Origin of the sequence: Streptomyces sp. N50, from assembly GCF_033335955.1 — a bacterium.
Classification (GTDB): domain Bacteria; phylum Actinomycetota; class Actinomycetes; order Streptomycetales; family Streptomycetaceae; genus Streptomyces.
Map to the genome: position 1 here is coordinate 7,614,154 of NZ_CP137549.1, position 19,404 is coordinate 7,633,557.

The 19,404-nt window shown below is 70.5% G+C and carries 12 protein-coding genes and 2 pseudogenes; 8 read left to right on the forward strand and 6 right to left on the reverse strand.

Translation table 11 applies throughout. The features are described 5' to 3' along the window. The first annotated feature begins 3 nt into the window (after positions 1-3). From R2B38_RS33940 to R2B38_RS33955, 4 genes are all read left to right on the forward strand, one after another. Positions 4-1,089 (forward strand): hypothetical protein, encoded by a 1,086-nt coding sequence (locus R2B38_RS33940; RefSeq protein ID WP_318019632.1) that lies wholly within the window; start codon positions 4-6, stop codon positions 1,087-1,089. A 30-nt stretch (positions 1,090-1,119) separates the two neighbouring features. Continuing rightward, entirely contained in the window at positions 1,120-1,731 is a 612-nt protein-coding gene (locus tag R2B38_RS33945) for a hypothetical protein (protein WP_318019633.1), read from the forward strand. Then, a complete protein-coding gene (locus R2B38_RS33950; RefSeq protein ID WP_318019634.1) occupies positions 1,728-4,844 on the forward strand; it encodes an ATP-binding protein in 3,117 nt (1,038 codons plus the stop codon). The genes R2B38_RS33945 and R2B38_RS33950 overlap by 4 nt, the downstream gene beginning before the upstream one ends. 281 nt (positions 4,845-5,125) lie before the next feature. After that, on the forward strand, positions 5,126-5,443 hold the full coding sequence (locus tag R2B38_RS33955) for a hypothetical protein (RefSeq protein WP_318019635.1): 318 nt from the start codon (positions 5,126-5,128) through the stop codon (positions 5,441-5,443). A 646-nt stretch (positions 5,444-6,089) separates the two neighbouring features. On the opposite strand, the gene R2B38_RS33960 is transcribed toward R2B38_RS33955, so the two are convergent. Next, positions 6,090-7,268 carry a magnesium and cobalt transport protein CorA gene (locus R2B38_RS33960; RefSeq protein WP_318019636.1) on the reverse strand — a complete coding sequence of 393 codons (1,179 nt, stop codon included), beginning with the start codon at positions 7,266-7,268 and terminating at the stop codon, positions 6,090-6,092. A gap of 264 nt (positions 7,269-7,532) precedes the next feature. On the opposite strand from R2B38_RS33960, the gene R2B38_RS33965 reads away from it, so the two are divergent. Further along, positions 7,533-8,633, forward strand: coding sequence for a winged helix DNA-binding domain-containing protein (locus R2B38_RS33965; RefSeq protein WP_318019637.1), 1,101 nt, complete (start codon positions 7,533-7,535; stop codon positions 8,631-8,633). A 22-nt stretch (positions 8,634-8,655) separates the two neighbouring features. Here R2B38_RS33965 and R2B38_RS33970 read toward each other — a convergent pair whose 3' ends face one another. The 4 genes from R2B38_RS33970 to R2B38_RS33985 form a co-directional block, all read right to left on the reverse strand. Continuing rightward, positions 8,656-9,303, reverse strand: coding sequence for a LysE family translocator (locus tag R2B38_RS33970; protein WP_318019638.1), 648 nt, complete (start codon positions 9,301-9,303; stop codon positions 8,656-8,658). A gap of 160 nt (positions 9,304-9,463) precedes the next feature. After that, a complete protein-coding gene (locus tag R2B38_RS33975) occupies positions 9,464-10,255 on the reverse strand; it encodes a serine protease (protein ID WP_318019639.1) in 792 nt (263 codons plus the stop codon). Positions 10,256-10,456: 201 nt separating this feature from the next. Next, a complete protein-coding gene (locus R2B38_RS33980; RefSeq protein ID WP_318019640.1) occupies positions 10,457-13,273 on the reverse strand; it encodes an ATP-binding protein in 2,817 nt (938 codons plus the stop codon). A gap of 182 nt (positions 13,274-13,455) precedes the next feature. Beyond that, the gene (locus R2B38_RS33985; RefSeq protein WP_033279491.1) at positions 13,456-14,268 is read right to left on the reverse strand and encodes a helix-turn-helix transcriptional regulator; all 813 of its coding nucleotides are present in this window, start codon (positions 14,266-14,268) and stop codon (positions 13,456-13,458) included. Positions 14,269-14,414: 146 nt separating this feature from the next. On the opposite strand from R2B38_RS33985, the pseudogene R2B38_RS33990 reads away from it, so the two are divergent. From R2B38_RS33990 to R2B38_RS33995, 3 genes and pseudogenes are all read left to right on the forward strand, one after another. Continuing rightward, a pseudogene (locus R2B38_RS33990) lies at positions 14,415-15,565 on the forward strand (AMP-binding protein); the annotation flags it as partial. A gap of 90 nt (positions 15,566-15,655) precedes the next feature. Then, on the forward strand, positions 15,656-16,084 hold the full coding sequence (locus R2B38_RS51380) for an AMP-binding enzyme (protein ID WP_411978599.1): 429 nt from the start codon (positions 15,656-15,658) through the stop codon (positions 16,082-16,084). A gap of 20 nt (positions 16,085-16,104) precedes the next feature. Further along, positions 16,105-17,712, forward strand: a complete 1,608-nt coding sequence (locus R2B38_RS33995) for an AMP-binding protein (RefSeq protein ID WP_318021864.1) — start codon at positions 16,105-16,107, stop codon at positions 17,710-17,712. Positions 17,713-18,550: 838 nt separating this feature from the next. On the opposite strand, the pseudogene R2B38_RS34000 reads toward R2B38_RS33995, so the two are convergent. Next, positions 18,551-19,255 (reverse strand): annotated as a pseudogene (locus R2B38_RS34000) (hypothetical protein); the annotation flags it as partial. Between the last annotated feature and the right edge of the window lie 149 nt (positions 19,256-19,404).

Below are 19,404 nucleotides of genomic sequence, written 5' to 3' on the forward strand. Positions count from 1 at the left end.
CCGATGACGATTCCGCTGAAGGTCGACGACATCGCCAGCTATCTGGCGGAAACGGGCTGGGAGCGGGATCCACAAGGCTGGCGCGGAGCGAGTGTCTGGCAACACCCGGGCGACTACGAGGTGTTGGTACCCGCTCGCGACGGCATGGGCGACAACGACGGCCGAGTACGGGAGATCCTGCGCTGTCTGTGCGCGCTGGAGGACCGGTCGGTGAGCGACATCGCCCTGGAGATCGCCAGACCGCAACTGGACAAGCAGTCCTTCCGCACGTTTCCCACCGGCCACGACCCCGGCTACACCTCGCTGCTTCTGGGTACGCAGACGGTACTGGGTGTCCGCAACCTCCTGACGGCGGCGGCGCGCACCGTTGTGCAGGGTCCGCACTTCGCCTTCGCCGGCCGGCAACCGGGCGTGGTGGGCGACCTCTTGCGCGCAGCCGAACTCGGCCCCTCCCGCGCCGGGAGCTACGTCGTCGAGATCCGGGTGGCGGCGGACGCGACGGCCCGAACCCCGAGCGGGGAGCAGGTCACCGGTCGGGCCGTGCTGGTCCAGATGCTGGAGGCGGTGAGCGCGGCCCAGGCAGCCGTGGCGGCGGACACGCCCGCCGCCTTCGACGAGACCGTCACGGCCGGCGTCTCCGCGGATCTGTGCAAGGCGCTCAGTGAGCTCTCCGGCCACGACCGGAGCGAGCCCTTCGAGATCGGCTTCCGGTGGGCGCGCTCGCAGCCACTCGATGTGCCGTCACACGTCGTCGCGTTCCCGGAGACCTCCGGATCACTTCTGCGCGCCGCGTCCCAGCGGCTTGGCGGCCTCAACGCCACCGGTGCCGCCACGGTCTCCGGTGTGGTCGAGGGGCTGCACGACGACTCCTCCGGCAACGACCGGTGGCGGATCAAGGTCCGCGGTGAGCTGCGCACCGAGCACGCCGAACTGGTCCGGCGCGCCGTCTGGGTGCGGCTCCCGGACCAGGCCTCGTACGACCGTGCGATCACCGCGCATCGGGAACGGCAGGTGATCACCGTCATGGGCGAGTTGTCCAGCATGACCGGCCGGGTGGAACTGGTGCCCAGGCGGGGGTTCGACATCTGACCGGATTTCGGCTCATCGAGGAGGGCTACTGTGCCGACGGAGTTGACTGTACGGGATCATGCATCGCTGTTCGCCCTGATGGTGGTCGCACGGCCGGTGACCAACCGTGAACTACGCGAACTCGCCGGCCTGGAGATCACCGCGGTGGTGCGACGGCGAGTGAACCAGGATTCCGAGCGGATCGTGACCAGGAAGCACGGTGCGGTCAACACGCACCAGCTCACGTCCGCGGGCCGGACCTGGTGCGAGTCCGCTCTGGTGGCCGGACGCCCGGACGGAGCGAAGTTTCCGGCCGGGGTGCTCTACGTGGTGCTGGACAACATCGGACAGTACCTGGCCCGCTCCGGCACCAAGTTCGGCGAGTTCTTCCAGCCCGACGTCGAGGACTGGATCCGCGCGGTCTACACGGAACTCACCGTCCGCAGGAAACCGGGCAGCTGGGTCAGACTGTCGGCGCTGCGCCCATGGCTCGAGAATCTGCCGCGAGGGGCCGTCGACGCCGAACTCGACCGGATGATCGAGCAGCCCGACGTACAGCTGATGGGCGAGCTCAACCAGCGCACGCTCAGCGACGAGGACCGCAGAGCCGCCGTCGACATCGGCGGCGAACCCCGCCACCTGCTGCGGATCGGACCGGCGTGAAGGGGGAACTCGCCGCCCTGGAGACGCTGTACATCAACACTGCGCTGACCCAGGATGAGATCTGGACACCGGTGACCTCTTACCACGTCGACGGCCTTCATCCTGAGGTGTTCCGGCGGCTGGGGAGGGCGATGAGCGCCGTCGAGCGCGCCCACTCGCCGGTCGCGACCGTGGTGCGTGGCGAGAGCGGCTCGGGCAAGACGCATCTGCTCGGCTGGACCCGCCACGAGATCCAGGAGCGCGGCGGCTCCTTCTTCTACGTCAAGCTCGTCACCGGCCGGAACTTCTGGGAGAGCGCCGTCGGTAGTCTCGTCGACAGTCTCTACCGGGAGGACGAGGGCGGCCAGGAACAACTGATTCGCCTGCTCGACGAGCTTTCGCGCCAGGCTCGCCTCGACACGGATACCCATGCCGCCGTCACCGGCCAGCGTGAGCTGACGCGCGCCCATGTCGATGCGTTCGTTCGGGGGATCCGGACCATCGACCGGCAGGTGGGCAACGAGGCCGCGGACACCGCCCGCGCGCTGGCGCTCGTAGCCTCCACCGGCGAATCCGTGGAGATCGGCAGGGCCTACTTCGCGCTCAACGACGACGGGGACAAGCGCGCCGCCTGGGGGATGTCGCCGGGCGGGCCACCGGCTCAACTCGTCCTCCGCGATCTGACGCGCCTGTTCGCCCTGGTCGGACCGCTGGTGTTCGCCTTCGACCAGCTCGACACCCTGGTGTCCGCCGCAGAGACGTCGTCGCTGACGTCGGCCCCTTCCGGCGAGGGCCGGGCCGCCAGGCGGCTGAGCAGTGAGATCGCCACCGGCCTGATGGAACTGCGGGAGGAAGCCCGCCGGACCCTGATGGTCGTGGCGTGCCACGAGGACACCTGGGAGCAGATTTCCCGGGCGGCAGTCCGGTCCGCCCTGGACCGGTTCGAGGTTCTGCCGACGCTCGGCGCGATTCCCGACGAGGCCACCGCCGCCGCCATCGTCAGCAGCCGCTTTCGGGCCTACTACGAGTCGGTGGGGTTCACTCCGCGGTATCCCACCTGGCCGGTCACCTCGGCGGCGCTGGCCGAAGCCCCACACCGTTACACCGCACGGCGGCTACTCGTCCGGGTCCAGAAGCACATCGAGGCGTGTCTGCAGACCGGCACGGTGGCCGAACTGATCTCCCTGGCAGGCGGAGAGTCCACGGCAGCCGCACCGCCCGCACCGGCGAGGGCCGTCAACCTGAGCACCCTGGCGGAGTCCTTCGACAAGCTCCGTGCCGAGGCGGACGACCTCGGGCCGCTCGACCCCACGACCGAGGACGGGTTGATGCCCGCTCTGCTGGGCGCGGGGCTGCGGAGTCTGGTCAGGGAACTGGGCGTGGACGAGACGCGGTTCACCATCGAGACCGACTTCGGCCGCAAGGCGGCGTTGCACGCCCGGTTGCGCTATGTCGTGGACGAGGCCAGCGAGAACGAATTCCACTGGTCCTTCCGGGCGATCGCCGCGAACAACGCCATCGCCGCCCAGAACCGGATCCGTAACGCCGCTGTGGAGGCCGGCCTGACGGCGGACCTGGCGAGCCGCCGGCTGATCCTGCTGCGGAACATGCCGTACCCGAGCGGCCCCAAGACCAAGGGCATCAAGGACGACTTCGAGGCGCGCGGCGGCGTGTCGTTGCCGATCGGCGCCGCCGACCTCCGGACCCTGGCCGCCCTCCGGGCCATGCTCGACGGCCATACGTCAGGCCTGGACGAATGGCTGCGGCAGGATCGCCCCGCTTCCCGCATCGAGGTCTTCGCGCCGGTGCTGGGAGACTTACGGCAGCATCTCGGCATCGCCACCACGGAAGTCGGCTCCGGGGTGGCGGTGGATGCGGCGGGCACACCGGAGGACGCCGCCGAGCCCGCTCGTACCGAAATCGACGTCGGAACCACGGTCCGGGGCGGCCGTTCGTTCGCGATACCCATGGAACGACTCCGGATGCACACCGCGGTGGTGGGCGCGGCGGGATCGGGCAAGACGGTCCTGATCAAGCGACTTGTGGAGCAGTGCGCTCTGCGTGGCGTCTCGGTGATCGTGCTGGATCCGAACGACGACCTCGCACGGCTCGGCGACCCCTGGCCGCGCCCACCGAAGGGTTGGACGGACGACCATGGGCGCGAGGCCCGACGCTATTTCGCGGATGTCGAAGTGGTGGTGTGGACACCGGGACTGAACCGGGGACGTCCGATCTCCTTCTACCCGCTTCCCGACTTCGGTCCCGTCCTTGACGACGAGGACGACTTCCCCCGTCTGGTCAGGTCGACCGTGACCTCACTCGCGCCACATGCCGGTGTACGCGGCAGCAGTGCTCGCGCGACCCAGCAGCTGGGGGTCCTCAAACGTGCTCTCGAACGGTACGCACGCGACGGCGGCAAGACCCTGGCCGGCTTCGTCGAGCTGCTCGCCGAGCCTCCGAGCGACATCGTGAACAGCAGGACCAGTCGCTTCGCGGTTCAGATGGCGGACACGCTGGAAGCCGCGATGGAGACCGACCCGCTGTTCGGGGAGTCCGGCGCACCCGCCGATCCCGGCATGCTCCTGATCCCGTCTCCGGGGAAGACCGCCCGTATCTCGGTGATCAGCTTCATCGGTCTGTCCGGCGACGGACCGGCCCAATTCGTCAGCCGCCTCCAGGCGACCTTGTTCTCATGGTTCAGGGCACACCCGGTCGGCGACCGTGCCCTGGGCGGGCTGCTGGTGATGGACGAGGCGCAGAACTTCGTGCCCTCCGGCGCATCGAATCCGAGTACGGAGAGCACGGTCGAACTCATCCGCCAGATACGCAAGTACGGACTCGGGATAGTCCTCGCCTCACAGCTCCCCAGGGGGATCCACAACCAGGCGCTGGGCAACACGGTGAACCAGTTCATCGGCCGACTCACCCAACCCGCGCACATCGAGGCCGCCCAGACCATGGCCCGGGCGCGGAACGCGGTCCTCGACAACCTCGCCGGTCTCAAGGCCGGCATGTTCAACGCCGCGAGCGAGGGGACCGGATTCAGCAAGATCGAGGTGCCGATCTGCCTCAGTCACCACGATGTGCCGCTCACGGAGGACGAGATCGTCGAGCGAGCCCGCCGGGGTACCTGAGCGGTCGTGAGGTGGTGAGCGCGTCCTGGCTCGTGCCGAGATCCTGGCCTGTCGCCCTGCGCTGATGTGTCCGTGCCGAAACCTTGACCTGCACGGACAGGGTCGCCAGGGCGCTTGAGCCGTCCTATCCCGGCGGTCACCTCTGCGCCGACTTGGAAGAGGGCAGGCGGACCTGCGCGAGCGAACCGCGCTTTTCCGCACTGTCACCGCCGGAGGCGACACTCTCGCCGTCGACAACGCCCGTCAGGCAGCCGAAGTCCGCCCCGGCTACCGGTCTGGTCGTGGTCACCAACCGCAACGGCCTGCCGGAGCCGGCCATGGACGGCGTGGTGGCCATCCCCCTCGAACCGCTCGACGAGCGAGCGGGGGTCGAGCTCGTACGCAGTTGGCGCGTCACGGACGCGGACGGCGCGGCCCGGGCGCTGGTGCCGTCCTCGGCGTTCCGCCAGGGCGTGCCTTCGATCGCCTGCCGTGTCCAACGGCCGTACGCCACGAATCCGAGGCGCTGCGTGTCCGGCAGGCGAGTCAGTACGGCGAGGTCGATGGCCGTGATGCCGGGCGCGGTGGCGAAACCCTCCGGTTGTCTGGGTGGGCATTGAGTCGAGGTCCTGCTGACGCATCACCACCGACGGCACCGATCCGTCCACGCCGACGGCGCGGCCCGCGGCCGGGTTGTCGGAAAAGGCCGTGTTCACCGCCTCGCAGACTGTCCCCTCGTCGTTGGCGACCAGCGCCTGCCACCATTGCTGGGCCTCGTCGGTCAGTTGGCGGCATACCGCCGTCAGACGTGCCGACGCTCGCCTCCGCCACCGGTGCGGCGACGATCGGCCGGGTGCCGGACGGGCCGTGGTGGCGAGGGTAGTCGGGCAGACGACTCAGTCTCGGCCGGTTCGAGCCCGACCATCACCCTGGACTACTACGCCCACTTCATGCCAGAGGCCGGTGACAAGGGGCGCGGCGCCATCGACGCTCTGCTCGGCCAGCCTGCACTGGCCGCGTAGCCGTCCGCTCCACCCGTTTCGGCGTTCCGCACGGGGGAGTTGGCTACTCTCCGTGCCGATCAGCGCTCCCGGCCTGCGCTTCAACGGCGAGGCTTCCGCAGGTCAACGCCCGCGATCACAGGACACCGCCTGCATCGGAGCGTGGCTCATTCTCCCCAGATTCTCCCCAGCGGCCTGGAGGGAGTTGTCGGAGCCTGCGATCCGGGCCCTGCCCACTCTCAGGAGCGCCTTCCGAGGCGATTACTCAGAGCCAGTCTTTCCGCTTAAAGATGACGTACAAACTGGTGCATACGACCGCCATCAGGACGATGGCGAACGGATACCCGAGCACCCAGTGCAACTCCGGCATCCGATCGAAGTTCATCCCGTAGATCGTCCCCACCAACGTCGGCGCGAACAAAATCGCCGCCCACGACGAGATCTTCTTGATCTCCTCGTTCTGCTCGAACCCCGCCTCCGCCAACGCCCGCATCTCCGCGTTCTGTTGCTGGGTTACCAGGGTCGCGTTCACCGTGAGGATGTCCGTGAGGGCCTGGCGGAAGCCGTCGACGCGTTCGCTGGTGTGGGTGACATGGTCGGCCACGTCGCGGAGGTAGCGCTGGAGTTCCTCGTCCGTGCCGTACTTCGCGAAGCCCGCCATCAGGCTGTGCAGCATGCCGACCAGGGGGCGGGTGGCGCGCTGGAACTCGACCATTTCGCGGGAGAGTTCGTAGATGCGCCGGGAGACCTGCGGTTCGCTGCGGAAGACCTCCGTCTCGATCTCGTCGATGTCGGTCTGGACGCCGGCGACCACCGGCGCGTAGCCGTCGACGACCGCGTCGAGGATGGCGTACAGCACCGCCTCGGGGCCGAGTTTCAGCAACTCCGGGGATTCCTCCATGCGTTGGCGGACCGCGGAGAGGTCGGGGGCCGCGCCGTGCCGGACCGTGATCACGAAGTCCGGGCCCACGAAGACGTGCAGCTCGCCGAAGTCGACCTCCTCTGTCGTGTCCAAGTAGCGGGCCGCGCTCAGGACCACGAACAGCGTCTCGCCGTAACGCTCCAGTTTCGGCCGCTGGTGTGCCTCCATCGCGTCCTCGACCGCCAGCGGGTGGAGGTCGAACTCGGCTGCCAGGGAAAGGAGTTCACGCTCGGTCGGGCGGGCGAGGCCGATCCACGCCATGCCGGACGGCTGTTCGCGCAGTTCGCGGAACGTGTCGGCGAGAGTGTCCGGCGCCGAGACGCGCACGCCGTCCCGGTACAGGGCGGCCTGGACGACGCTGCCCGCGTCGGACGGTTCCGGGGGCGGCGCGTCGGTGGTGGACGCCGGGGTCTCGGGTGCCGGCTCCGGGGGCGGGGCCGGCGTGCGGCGCCAGCCGGGCATCCTGGCGCTCCGGCCGTTTCCGTCGTTCCTCGAGGTGGGGCGGGCGCGTCGCTGGGGCATCGCGGTGCCTCTCGATCGGGCCTACGTCTGCGTGATCACGGAGCACGAGCAGGATATACGGGGCAAACGACCTGGGTGTGGGATCGAGGTCCGGGATTCGGTGAGAGTTGCGGACAGAGGGTGTCCGCAATCATCGTTAGCGTGCGGAGTGTGACGACGACCAAGGCGATGAAGGACACCAGGGCGAGCAGGCCGACCGGGTCAACCGGGTCAACCGGGTCAACCGGGTCAACCAGGCCGAGCAGAGCGACGAAGGCGGCGACCATGACGAAGCACCCCGTACTCGACCCCCGCTCCCTCAACCGCGCCACCCTCCACCGCCAACTCCTCCTCCACCGCTCCCCCCTCTCCGCCCACGCCGCCGTCGAACATCTCCTCGGCCTCCAGGCCCAGAACGTCAAACCGCCGTACTACGCCCTCGCCGCCCGCCTCGACGGATTCGTGCCCGAGGAACTGTCCGGGCTGATGGCCGAGCGCGAGGTCGTCCGGATCGTCACCATGCGTTCCACCATCCACACCCACACCGCCGCCGACTGCCTCACCCTCCGCCCGCTCGTGCAGGCCGCCCGTGACCGCGAACTCGGCAATTTCCGCAAGGGTCTCGTCGGAGTCGACCTGGACCGGCTCGCCGTGCGCGCCCGCGAGCTCGTCGAAGTCGAGCCGCGCACCATGAAGGAGTTGCGCGAGGCCCTCCTCGTCGAATGGCCCGACGCCGATCCGCAGGCCCTCGGGATCGCCGCCCGCTGCAAGCTGCCGCTCGTCCAGGTCACCCCGCGCGGGCTGTGGGGACGGAGTGGCCAGGTCGCGCTCACCACCGCCGAGCACTGGCTCGGCCGGCCCGCCGAACCCGCGCCCACCCCCGACGCGACCGTCCTCCGCTACCTCGCCGCCTTCGGGCCCGCCTCCGTCAAGGACATGCAGACCTGGGCCGGCCTGACCCGGCTCCGCGAGGCCTTCGAGCGGCTCCGGCCGCATCTCGTCGTCTTCCACGACCAGAACGGCGTCGAACTCTTCGACCTCCCGGACGCGCCCCGGCCCGACGCGGACACCCCGGCCCCGCCGCGTTTCCTGCCGGAGTTCGACAACCTGCTGCTCTCCCACGCCGACCGCACACGCGTCGTACCGCCCGAGTACTGGGGCCGCGCCTGGTGGGGCAACGTCGCCCATCGCACGTTCCTCGTCGACGGGTTCCTCGCCGGGGTGTGGAAGCTCGACGGCGGCGACGGCCACCTCGTCATCGAGCCGTTCGGCAAGCTGACCAGGACTCAGCGGGGCGAAGTCGTCGCCGAGGGGGCGCGGATGCTCGACACGCTGCACAAGGGGACGTCGTACGACATCCGGTTCGGGACGGTCGTACAGCCGTAGAGACCGCGTACCGCCGACCGTTTCAGTCCGCCCGGCCCGTCACCGCGACCGTCACGCCCAGGCCGATCATCGTGAAGCCGCCCGCGCCGCCGATCAGGGAGAGGCGGCGGTCGGAGCCCGCGAACCACGTGCGGGCCGCCGAGGCGGTCAGGCCCCAGAGGGTGTCCGTGACCAGGCCGATGGAGATGGGGATCAGGCCGAGCATGAGCATCTGGAGCGGGACATGGCCCGCGGAGTGGTTGACGAACTGGGGGAGTACGGCGGCGAAGAACACCACGCCCTTGGGGTTGGTGACGCCGACCAGGGCGCCGTCCAGGACTGTGCGGAGGTCGCCTCGGGGCTCCGTCCTGGAGTCTGTTCGTATCGCGGACGCCTTCAGGTCCTTGCGGTGGCGGAAGGCCTGGACGCCCAGGTAGACCAAGTAGGCCGCGCCCGCCAGTTTCACCGTCAAGTAGATCGTGACCGACCGCTCCACCAGTGCGCCTATGCCGAACGCCACCGCCGTCACGAGGAGATACGAGCCGAAGACGTTGCCGAGCGCCGTCGCCACCGCCGTGCGGCGGCCGTGGGCGAGGGCGCGGCCGATGACGAACAGGACACTCGGGCCCGGGATCACGATCACCAGCAACGACATCGCGGCGAAGGCGAGGAAACGGTCCGTGGACACCATGCGATCACTCCCATCCGGCGCTCATTGAAACAGGCGGATGCGAGTCCTCTCTAGGACCGGGACCGGGCGCGCACATGGATAGGGTGCGTTGCGGGCTGCTCGTGGAAGCCCGCAACGCACCCTGGTATTTCCCTGAGGGATGCTCAGGAGTTCTTCCGGGTCACGAGTTGACCTGTGTGGTCACCAGGCTGGAGAACTTGGTCAGCCGGGAGTAGACCCCCGGGTAACCGGCCTCGGCACAGCCCTCGCCCCAAGAAGTGATCCCTGCCAGGACGCCCCCGATGAGCAGGGGACCGCCGCTGTCGCCCTGGCAGGTGTCTACGCCGCCGGATGTGTATCCGGCGCAAACCATGTCGGTCGCGATGAAGTCCGAACCGTAGGAGCTCTTGCAGCTGGAGTCGGACACGATCGGGACGGTCGCGGTCCGCAGCTGGTTGGAGGAGCTGCCGTTCTCCGAGGTGGTGCCCCAGCCGAGGATGCGGGCGGTGGTGCCGGCCGCGTACACGGAGGTGTCCGTGGAGGCGACGTACTTCGCCGTGGTGTACGGCATCGACGTCGACAGGGTCAGCACGGCCACGTCATTGCCGTTGGTGGCGTCCGTGTAGCTGGGGTTGATCCAGATCTTGCTGACCTTGCTGACGGTGCCGTTCGTACCGTTGAGGTACGTGCGGCCGCCGACCACGCGGACGCTGCTGGTGGTCTCGCCGACCATACAGTGGGCGGCGGTGACCACCTTGGTCGCGGAGACGAGCGTGCCGCCGCAGAACTGGTTCTGCGAGGCGTCCGTGATCTGCATGACGAACGGGTACGTCGTCGTCGTGGTCGTGGAACCGCCGACGATGGGCTGGGGGGCTGCCACAGCGGTGGGGGCGCTGAGCAGTGCGGTCGCTGCGGCAGCGGCGGCTGCTGCGACGACTGCGGTGGTTCTCTTGGCGCGGTTGAGCCCGAACATGAGTCTCCTCATTGGGTTGCCGGTGGGGGTCGCGCGGGTGTGGGGGGTGCAACGGGGGTCGCGGGACCGACCCCCGTATGCCCGGGCGAGCGGCACACCCATAAGCTAGAACCCGGAACACCCTGCTCCCAATGAGGGAACCCCCTAGGGGAGTTGGGCAGGGAAAACCCTCGGTCGCCGCACAGTAAACCCGTAGGTTCCTCAGTTCGGACGGCGCCCCGCCGCCAGTCGGACGATATCCACCCGCGAGCGGATCCCCAGCTTGCGGTAGACCCGGGTCAGGGTCGCCTCGACCGTCTTGACGCTGATGAACAGGCGGGCGGCGATCTCCCGGTTGGTGGCGCCCTCCATGACGAGCGCGGCGACCTGACGCTCCATCGAGGCCAGCCCGTCGAGCCCTTCGAGGGTCGGCGCGGGTGTGGGCACGGGCGCAGGCTCCGGTGCCCTGGTGACGGCCGCCTCGTCCACCTGGCGCAGCCAGGGCAGCGCCCGGCAGCGCCGGAACAGCCGGGTCGCCTCGTCGTACGACGTCGGCCCGGGCTGTCCGGTGCGCAGCGACGCCAGCGCGAAGGCGGCGCGCGCCTCCTCCAGGCCGTAGCCCAGTTTGGCGAGACGGTCCTGGACGGACGTCAGTTGCGCCACGGCCTCGTCGTGTTCGCCGCGGGCCGCGCGGACGAGCGCCTCGGCGCGGTCGAGTACGGCGAGGACGCTCTCGCGGCCGAGGCGCAGGGCGCGTTCGCGGGTCACGTCGATGACGTCCTGCGCCTCGGCGGTCTCGCCGACGCGGACGAGGGCCTCGGCGAGGTCGCCGTGCCAGCGGCCGCGGGCCGGGTCGGTCACCCCGAGGGCCTGCTCCAGTTTGCGGACGCGGCGCAGCGAGCGGACGGTCCCGTGGGCGTCCCCGGCGACCAACTGGGCGTATCCCAGGGCCCCGAGGGCACGGGAGAGATACATCTGGTCGCCGTCCTCCTCGGCGTGCTCGACCGCCTCCCGGGCCAGCGCCAGCGCCTCCTCGACGTCACCGCCGGAGGCCTCGGCGAGCGCGGTCAGCATCGCGGACGCCGTCTGGCCGATCCCGGAGTCGCGGGCCAGCCGCAGGCCCTCCCGGGCCAGGTCGAGGGCGCGGCCGCAGTGCCCGGAGCGCAGTTCGGTCTCCGCGAAGCCGCGCAGGAAGTGCACCTCGCTCTCCACCGACCCGCGCCGTCGCACCTCGCGCAGCAGCGCGGTGATGGTCGCGCGGGCCTCGGGCAGCTGATCGCTCATCACCAGCCAGCGGAACCGGGCCGAGCCCGCGCCGTTGTGATGGCACGCCACCCTCGGATCCTGAGGCTCCTTCAGCGCGCGCTTGATGGTGAGCGGGGCGTCCGGATGACCCATCAGGGTCTCGGTCTGCGCCTGGAAGGAGAGCGCGAGGAGTTCGGTGCGCCGGTCACCGGCACGGGCGGCCAGCTCGGCGGAACGCGCGGTCTCGGCGCGGGCCTCGGCGAAGTCGCCTTCAACCAGCAAGGCGCGCCAGGCCAGTTGGTAGCGCACCAGGGCGAGCAGCCGGGGGTCGTCGCCCGCGTCGGCGAGGGCCTGCGGGAAGACGGCGTCGACGTCCGCCATCGAGTGCCCGGCGGTGTCGATCACGATGATCCAGGCCCGCACCCGCTCGGCGGCCACCGACGTCCGGGTCAGCACCTCGCGCGCGATGTCCCGGGCGAGGTCCAGCTCGCCCGCGGTGATCGCGTCCTCCGAGGCCTGCAACCGGCGCTCGTCCGGGCCCGGCACGCTGTCGCCCGGGGTGTGCCGGGCGGCGAGCAGACCGAGCGACGCGGCGACCGAGGGCGCCCCGCGGTCGCGGGCCAGGGTCGCGGCCTCGGCGAGCCGGGCGGCGACCTCGGGGTCGGTGCCGGTGGTCGCGAGGGCGAGATGCCGGGCGCGCTCGATGGGGTCGGAGGCCGCCGTCGACAGCGCCGCGTGCGCGGCCCGCCGCTCCTGCGCGGGTGCCTCCGCGTACAGCGCGGCCGAGATCAGCGGATGCGCGAACCGTACGGCGGGACCCTCGGGTTCCGTTGCCAGCAGGCCGAGTTCGGCCGCCTGGGCGGTCTCCGCCTCCGCGTTCTCCCGGCCCGCGGTCTGCAGCAGGGCCACCGTGGGACGGGCGCCCGCGCTCGCGACCAGCAGCGTGCGGCGCGCCTCGGCGGGCAGCATGTCGAGCCGGCTCAGCACCAACGCGCGTAGTGACGTCGGCACGGGCAGCGGCTCGCCCGGTCTCGGCGGGGTCGGGTTCTCGGCCAGCGCGCGCCCCAACTCCAGCGCGAACAACGGGTTTCCGCCACTTGTACGGTGGATCTCGCGCACCGTGGAACGCGGCAGCCCGGTGTACCCGCGATGGTCGAGCAGCGCCGACACCTGCGCCCGCGACAGCGGACTGAGCCGGAACGCGAGGGTGTCCGGCGGCGAGGCGCTCAGATACCGGTCGTACTCCTGACCCTCGGTCCGCACCGCGAACACCATCTGCACCTGGGTGTCCCCGAGCCGCCGCGCGGCGAACCCGAGCAGCTCGGCGCTGGCCGGGTCCAGCCACTGCAGATCGTCCGCCACGACGAGCACGGGACCGTCGGCCGCGAGGGCGCGCAGCGCGGACAGGACGGCCAGGCGCAGGGCGAGTCCGTCGCGCTGGAGGGAGGACTCGCCGCGGCCGGTGAGCGCGGATTCCAGGGCGGTGCGCTGGGCGGCGGGGAGTCGCTCGGACACCTCGTCCAGGACCAGACCGAGGAGGTCGGCGAGGGCCAGGAAGGGGAGATGGGATTCGGACTCCGTGGCCGAGCAGCGCAACACGGTCCGCGCCGTCTCGCCGTATTCCGCGGCCAACGCCCGCAGGAGGGTCGACTTTCCAATTCCGGCGGGGCCGTGGAGCAGCACACTGCCACCCTCGGCGAGCTGGTCACGGGCGGCGGAGAACATCTCCTCCCGGCCGATGACCAGGTCGGGGCGCGTTCTGGCAGGCTCCTTGAAGTCCCGTCGCACGGTCACCGCTCCCCTCGTGTGTCGTGTCCGGGCCAATATTAGGCAATCAGTCCTTGAAATTCGGATGGATGGGGTCGTGAGGGAAATAACAACCGTGCGGCATGAGGAAATTCAAAGCTCCGATGAATGAATAGCCGGTCGTCGCGGGAGCCCCTCAGGGGCCACCGACAGGGCTACGTCCGCCCCTCTCACGGCAGCACCCCCGCCCGCCGCGCCGCCACCACGGCCTCCCCGCGGGTGTGCGCCCCGAGCCTGCGCATCGCCGAGCGCAGATACCCCTTGACCGTCTCCGGCCGCAGCCCGAGCCGCTCCGCCGCCACCGCGTTCGTCGCCCCGGCCGCCACACAGGCCAGGACGTCCAGCTCCCTCGGCGCCAGTTCTACGTCCCCGACGGCGGCCTCCGCCGTCAACAGGCCGCAGGCGTCCAGGAGTTCGGCCCGCAGCGCCGGGTCCGGGATGCGCGGGGCCAGCGCCCGCAGCGCCGCGTGCGCCTCCCGCACCTGCTCCCACGCCGGGCTCGCCGCCGGGTCGGGGGCCGGTGCCGGGCGCGCCGCGCTCAGCAGCTCCCGCACCTCCTCCCGTACGACCAGCGCCTGTTCGACGTCCCGGGCGGCCTCCATCGCCGCGCTCAGCATCCGGTCGCCGAGCGGCTGGGCGGTGCGCAGCGCGCCGTAGAGGACACCGCGGACCCGGCGGCGTACGACGACGGGGACCGCGAGCATCGCGTGCAGGCCCTCCGTGGCGACCGCGGTGTCGTACTCGTGGCTGATCTGGTGGGAGGACGAGTAGTCGGCGACCGCGTACGGGCGGGCGAGGGCGACCGCCTTGCCGCCGAGGCCGCTGCCCGAGGTGACCGCGAGGGCGCGCAGGGCGGGGGTCGCCGTGCCGCTGAGTTCGCTGATGCGCATCTGCCTACGGCCGGTCTCCACCAGGCCGCCGAAGGCGACGGGCAGCCCCGTACCGCGCCGGAGCCGTACCAGCGCCGACTGAATCTCCACCATCCCTGCCGCGTCCGTCGCCACCCGCTTGCCCCTTCATTGCGGCCGCCCTGCTGCACACACCCCCGTACGGGGGTAGTGAGACCCACATCACGGATTACACGATGTCAGAGAGCCGCCCGGCAATGGTCCGGTACCTAGGAGGACAGATGACGACGGCGAGTGAGTCGTTCCGTAGCGCGCGGGATTTTCTGCTGGCGCACCGTACGGACTATGCCACGGCCTACGAGGGTTTCTCCTGGCCCAGGCCCGAGCACTTCAACTGGGCGCTCGACTGGTTCGACGTCATCGCGGCCGGCAACGACCGCACCGCGCTGCACATCGTCGAGGAGGACGGCACCGAGGCCGCCCTGTCCTTCGCGGAGATGTCCGAGCGCTCCGACCGGGTCGCCAACTGGCTGCGTGCCCAGGGCGTCCGCGCCGAGGACCGGATCCTCGTCATGCTCGGCAACCAGACCGAGCTGTGGGAGACGGCGCTGGCCGCGATGAAGCTCGGCGCCGTCGTCATCCCGGCCACCCCGCTGCTGGGCCCGGCGACCTGCGCGACCGCGTCGAACGGGGCCGGGTCCGGCAGGTGATCGTGCGCTCCGGGGACGTCGGCAAGTTCGACGAGGTGCCCGGGACGTACACGCGCATCGCGGTCGGCGGCGCGGTCGAGGGCTGGCGGACGTACGAGGACGCGTACACCGCTTCCGCACAGTTCACGGCGGACGGCCCGACCCTGGCCGACGACCCGCTGATGCTGTACTTCACCTCGGGCACGACCGCCCACCCCAAGCTGGTCGAGCACACCCACACGTCGTACCCGATCGGGCACTTGGCGACGATGTACTGGATCGGTCTGCGCCCCGGCGACGTGCACCTCAACATCTCCTCGCCCGGCTGGGCCAAGCACGCCTGGTCGAACCTCTTCGCGCCCTGGAACGCGGAGGCGACCGTCTTCATCCACAACTACACGCGCTTCGACGCGGCCCGGCTGATGGCCGAGATGGACCGCGCGGGGGTCACCACCTTCTGCGCTCCGCCGACGGTGTGGCGGATGCTCATCCAGGCCGACCTGACCCAGCTGCGCACCCCGCCCCGCGAGGCGCTGGCGGCGGGGGAGCCCCTGAATCCCGAGGTGATCGAGCAGGTCCGGCGGGCCTGGGGCGTCACGATCCGGGACGGCTTCGGCCAGACGGAGACGGCCGTGCAGGTGTCGAACAGTCCCGGTCAGCCGCTGAAGACGGGCTCGATGGGGCGGCCGAGTCCGGGTTACCGGGTCGAGTTGCTGGATCCCGTGTCGGGTGCGCCGGGCGCGGCCGAGGGCGAGATCGCGCTCGACCTGTCCGACCCGCCGGTCGGCCTGATGACCGGCTACCACGGCGACCCGGACCGTACGGCGGAGGCGATGGCCGGCGGCTACTACCGCACCGGCGACATCGGTTCCCGCGACGAGGACGGCTACATCACCTACGTCGGCCGGTCCGACGACGTCTTCAAGGCCTCCGACTACAAGATCTCCCCGTTCGAGCTGGAGAGCGCGCTGCTGGAGCACGAGGCGGTGGCCGAGGCCGCCGTGGTGCCTGCGCCGGACGAGCTGCGTCTGGCCGTACCGAAGGCGTACGTCGTGCTCGCGGCGGGCTGGGAGCCGGGGCCCGACACCGCGAAGGTGCTGTTCGAGCACTCGCGCGACGTCCTCGCCCCGTACAAGCGCATCCGGCGGCTGGAGTTCGCCGACCTGCCCAAGACCGTCTCCGGCAAGATCCGCCGGATCGAACTGCGGGAGGCGACGGCCGCGGGGTCGGCGGCCGAGTACCGCGAGGAGGACTTCCGATGAACGCGCCAACGGACTCGCCGATGAACTCGTACAGCCATGGAACCAGCGGGACTTCACTCCTCGGTGACACCATCGGGGCCAACCTCGACCGGGCGGTCGCCGCGTGGCCCGACCGCGAGGCGCTCGTCGACGTTCCGTCCGGGCGGCGCTGGACTTACGGCCAATTCGCCGCGGACATCGAGCAGTTGGCGTATGCGCTGCTCGCGAGCGGGGTGGCGAAGGGCGACCGGGTGGGCATCTGGGCGATCAACTGCCCCGAGTGGGTGCTCGTCCAGTACGCCACCGCCCGTATCGGCGCGATCATGGTGAACATCAACCCGGCGTACCGCACCCACGAGGTCGAGTTCGTCCTCAACCAGGCGGGGATCTCGGTCCTGTTCGCCTCGGCCGGGCACAAGGGCAGCGACTACCGGGCGATGGTCGAACAAGTCCGGCCCAAGTGCCCGGAGTTGCGGGAGGCGGTGTACATCGGCGACCCGAGCTGGGAGGCGCTGGTCGCCAGGGGTGTGGCGGACCGTGCGGAGGAACTCCGTTCCCGCGAGGCCGAGTTGTCCTGCGACGACGCCATCAACATCCAGTACACCTCGGGCACGACGGGCTTCCCCAAGGGAGCCACCCTCTCCCACCACAACATCCTCAACAACGGTTATTTCGTCGGCGAGTTGATCGCGTACACCGAGCAGGACCGGGTCTGTATCCCGGTGCCCTTCTACCACTGCTTCGGCATGGTCATGGGCAACCTCGCGGCCACCTCGCACGGCGCGTGCATTGTGATCCCGGCCCCGTCCTTCGACCCGGCGGCGACGCTGAGGGCGGTCCAGCAGGAGCGCTGCACGTCCCTGTACGGCGTCCCCACCATGTTCATCGCGGAGTTGAACCTCCCCGACTTCACGTCCTACGACCTCGCCTCACTCCGCACCGGCATCATGGCGGGCTCGCCGTGCCCGGTCGAGGTGATGAAACGGGTGGTCGCGGAGATGCACATGGCGGAGGTGTCCATCTGCTACGGCATGACGGAGACGTCTCCGGTCTCGCTCCAGACGAGGATGGACGACGACCTCGAACACCGCACCGGCACGGTGGGCCGCGTCCTCCCGCACCTGGAGGTCAAGGTCGTCGACCCGGCGACGGGGGTGACCCAACCCCGCGGCACGGCGGGCGAGTTGTGCACCCGCGGCTACAGCGTGATGCTCGGCTACTGGAACGAGCCGGAGAAGACCGCCGAGTCGATCGACGCGGGCCGCTGGATGCACACGGGTGACTTGGCGATGATGCGCGAGGACGGCTACGTCGAGATCGTCGGCCGCATCAAGGACATGATCATCCGGGGCGGCGAGAACATCTACCCGCGCGAGATCGAGGAGTTCCTCTACACCCACCCGAAGATCGCGGACGTCCAGGTGGTGGGGGTGCCGCACGAGCGCTACGGGGAGGAGGTGCTGGCGTGCGTGATCCTGCGGGATCCGGGGGAGCCGTTGACGCTGGAGGAGGTGCGGGGGTTCTGCGAGGGGAGGTTGGCGCACTACAAGATTCCGAGTCTGCTTCAGGTCATGGATGCTTTCCCGATGACGGTGTCGGGGAAGGTACGGAAGATCGAGTTGAGGGAGCGGGCTGTTCGGGAGCGGTGAAGTGGAGCTTCCCGGGCTGGAGTTGGCGGGTGGTGTGGTGGTCCCGGGCGCGGGGGCGTGAGTGTCGCCCGGGGAGCCGGGGTGCCGGGGTGCCGGGGTGCCGGGGTGCCGGGGTTCTGTTGAGCGGGGGCGTTGAGGCGAGGGGTGACCTGGGTGCTCGGGCGCCCGGTGGTGTGTACGGGGCGCGCAGTTGCGGGGTGTTGGCGGTTGGGGGCGGGTTGCTGTAACTCGGTGCGTCCGTCGGGCGGGGGGCATCTTGCGGGACGGGCTGTGATGCGTTCAGCGTGACGGTGTGCGGCGAGTACGGTGAGGCCGACGAGTGCGGTGAGTACGGCGACTTGTGGCGCGGCCTTGCGGCAACATCCCGTAGCCCGTAGCCCGTAGCCGGGAGCCGGGAGCCGGGAGCCGGGAGCCGGGAGCCGGGAGCCGGGAGCCGGGAGCCGGGAGCCGGGAGCCGGGAGCCGGGAGCCGGGAGCCGGGAGCCGGGAGCCGGGAGCCGGGAGCCGGGAGCCGGGAGCCGGGAGCCGGGAGCCCGTAGCCGGGGTCGGCGAACGGCCTCCGTGGGCCAGCGGCCCTAGTCCCGCGGACCGGCAGGTGCCCGCCGCTCACCGCTCACCGCCCGCCGCTCGCCGCCCGCCGCGCGGCGTTCGCCGTCACGAACCGGTCGTGGTCGCCACGCACCGGTCCCGACCGCCCAGCCAACTCCCCGCTGGGTCGCGTTGCGGTGTGTCCTCGCCGTACCGTCAGGCAGTCGTCGGCTGCGACCGGCCGGTGCCCGCCGTGTGCCGTCATGAACCGGCCGTGGTCTCCGCGAACCAACCCCGGCCGCCCGACTAACTCCAGCGGCGTCGAGTTGATCGGCCAGCTCATTGACCGGCTGGGGCGTGCCCGTGAGGTCGAGGACGAACAGGGGGACGCGGAGGGCGTCCGCCCGGGCGCGGGCGTCGTCGGCGTAACCGGCGAGGGAGAAGTAGACGCACTCCGTGGACTCCGTCATGGCCGTCAGCCACAGGCACTCCACGTCGCGCAGTGAGGCCGGCCGGACGGTCGGGTCGACCTGGGCCAGGATGCCGCGGGCGGCGAGGCCGATGCCGGACGGGGGCCGCTGGTCGGCGCGGCGGATGTCCCGGTAGCCGAGCCAGCGCAGATACAGCGCGGCGGCGGTGACCGCGTCGCGCGCGGTACGGATGGTGACCGGTTGGAACGCGGGGCGGCCCTCGGCCTCGGCGCCGCCGACCTTCGTGGTTCTCGCGGCGGGTTCCGACGTCGGTTCCGCCCCCGCGACCGGTATCCGCAGCAGCGTCCCGCACGGGCAGCCCAGCTCCGGGTACGGCCACTCGTCCAGCCTGCCGCAGGCCGCGCAGCGGACCGCGATCCAGTCCTCGTCCCACACACGATGGTTCACGACGGTGGCCACGCCGCGCTGGTCCAGCGGCGGGGCGACGGGGGCCCCGCACACACAGGGGTACGACGGCGCGGCGTAGACGTGTTCTCGTCGGCACGCCGGACAGCGCACCGGCACGCTCTCGGACATGAGCCCCATAGTCCTCCTGAAAACCCCTGCTTGTCCGTCTCTTGACGGCCTTGGTCACCCCACTTACATTACTTCCAGATAGTAGAAGTTAGATTCCGCAATACGGAAAACGATGCGGAAGTCAGAAGCTCGCAAGGAGTTTTCACCGCGGGGCGCGC

Excerpts from the sequence above, each read along its gene's own strand:
- R2B38_RS33940 (WP_318019632.1), top strand. The coding sequence starts at position 4 with ATGACGATTCCGCTGAAGGTCGACGACATCGCCAGCTATCTGGCGGAA.
- R2B38_RS33960 (WP_318019636.1), bottom strand. The coding sequence starts at position 7,268 with ATGCCCCAGCGACGCGCCCGCCCCACCTCGAGGAACGACGGAAACGGC.
- R2B38_RS33965 (WP_318019637.1), top strand. The coding sequence starts at position 7,533 with ATGACGAAGCACCCCGTACTCGACCCCCGCTCCCTCAACCGCGCCACC.
- R2B38_RS33970 (WP_318019638.1), bottom strand. The coding sequence starts at position 9,303 with ATGGTGTCCACGGACCGTTTCCTCGCCTTCGCCGCGATGTCGTTGCTG.
- R2B38_RS33975 (WP_318019639.1), bottom strand. The coding sequence starts at position 10,255 with ATGTTCGGGCTCAACCGCGCCAAGAGAACCACCGCAGTCGTCGCAGCA.
- R2B38_RS33985 (WP_033279491.1), bottom strand. The coding sequence starts at position 14,268 with ATGGTGGAGATTCAGTCGGCGCTGGTACGGCTCCGGCGCGGTACGGGG.
- R2B38_RS51380 (WP_411978599.1), top strand. The coding sequence starts at position 15,656 with ATGGCCGGCGGCTACTACCGCACCGGCGACATCGGTTCCCGCGACGAG.
- R2B38_RS33995 (WP_318021864.1), top strand. The coding sequence starts at position 16,105 with ATGAACTCGTACAGCCATGGAACCAGCGGGACTTCACTCCTCGGTGAC.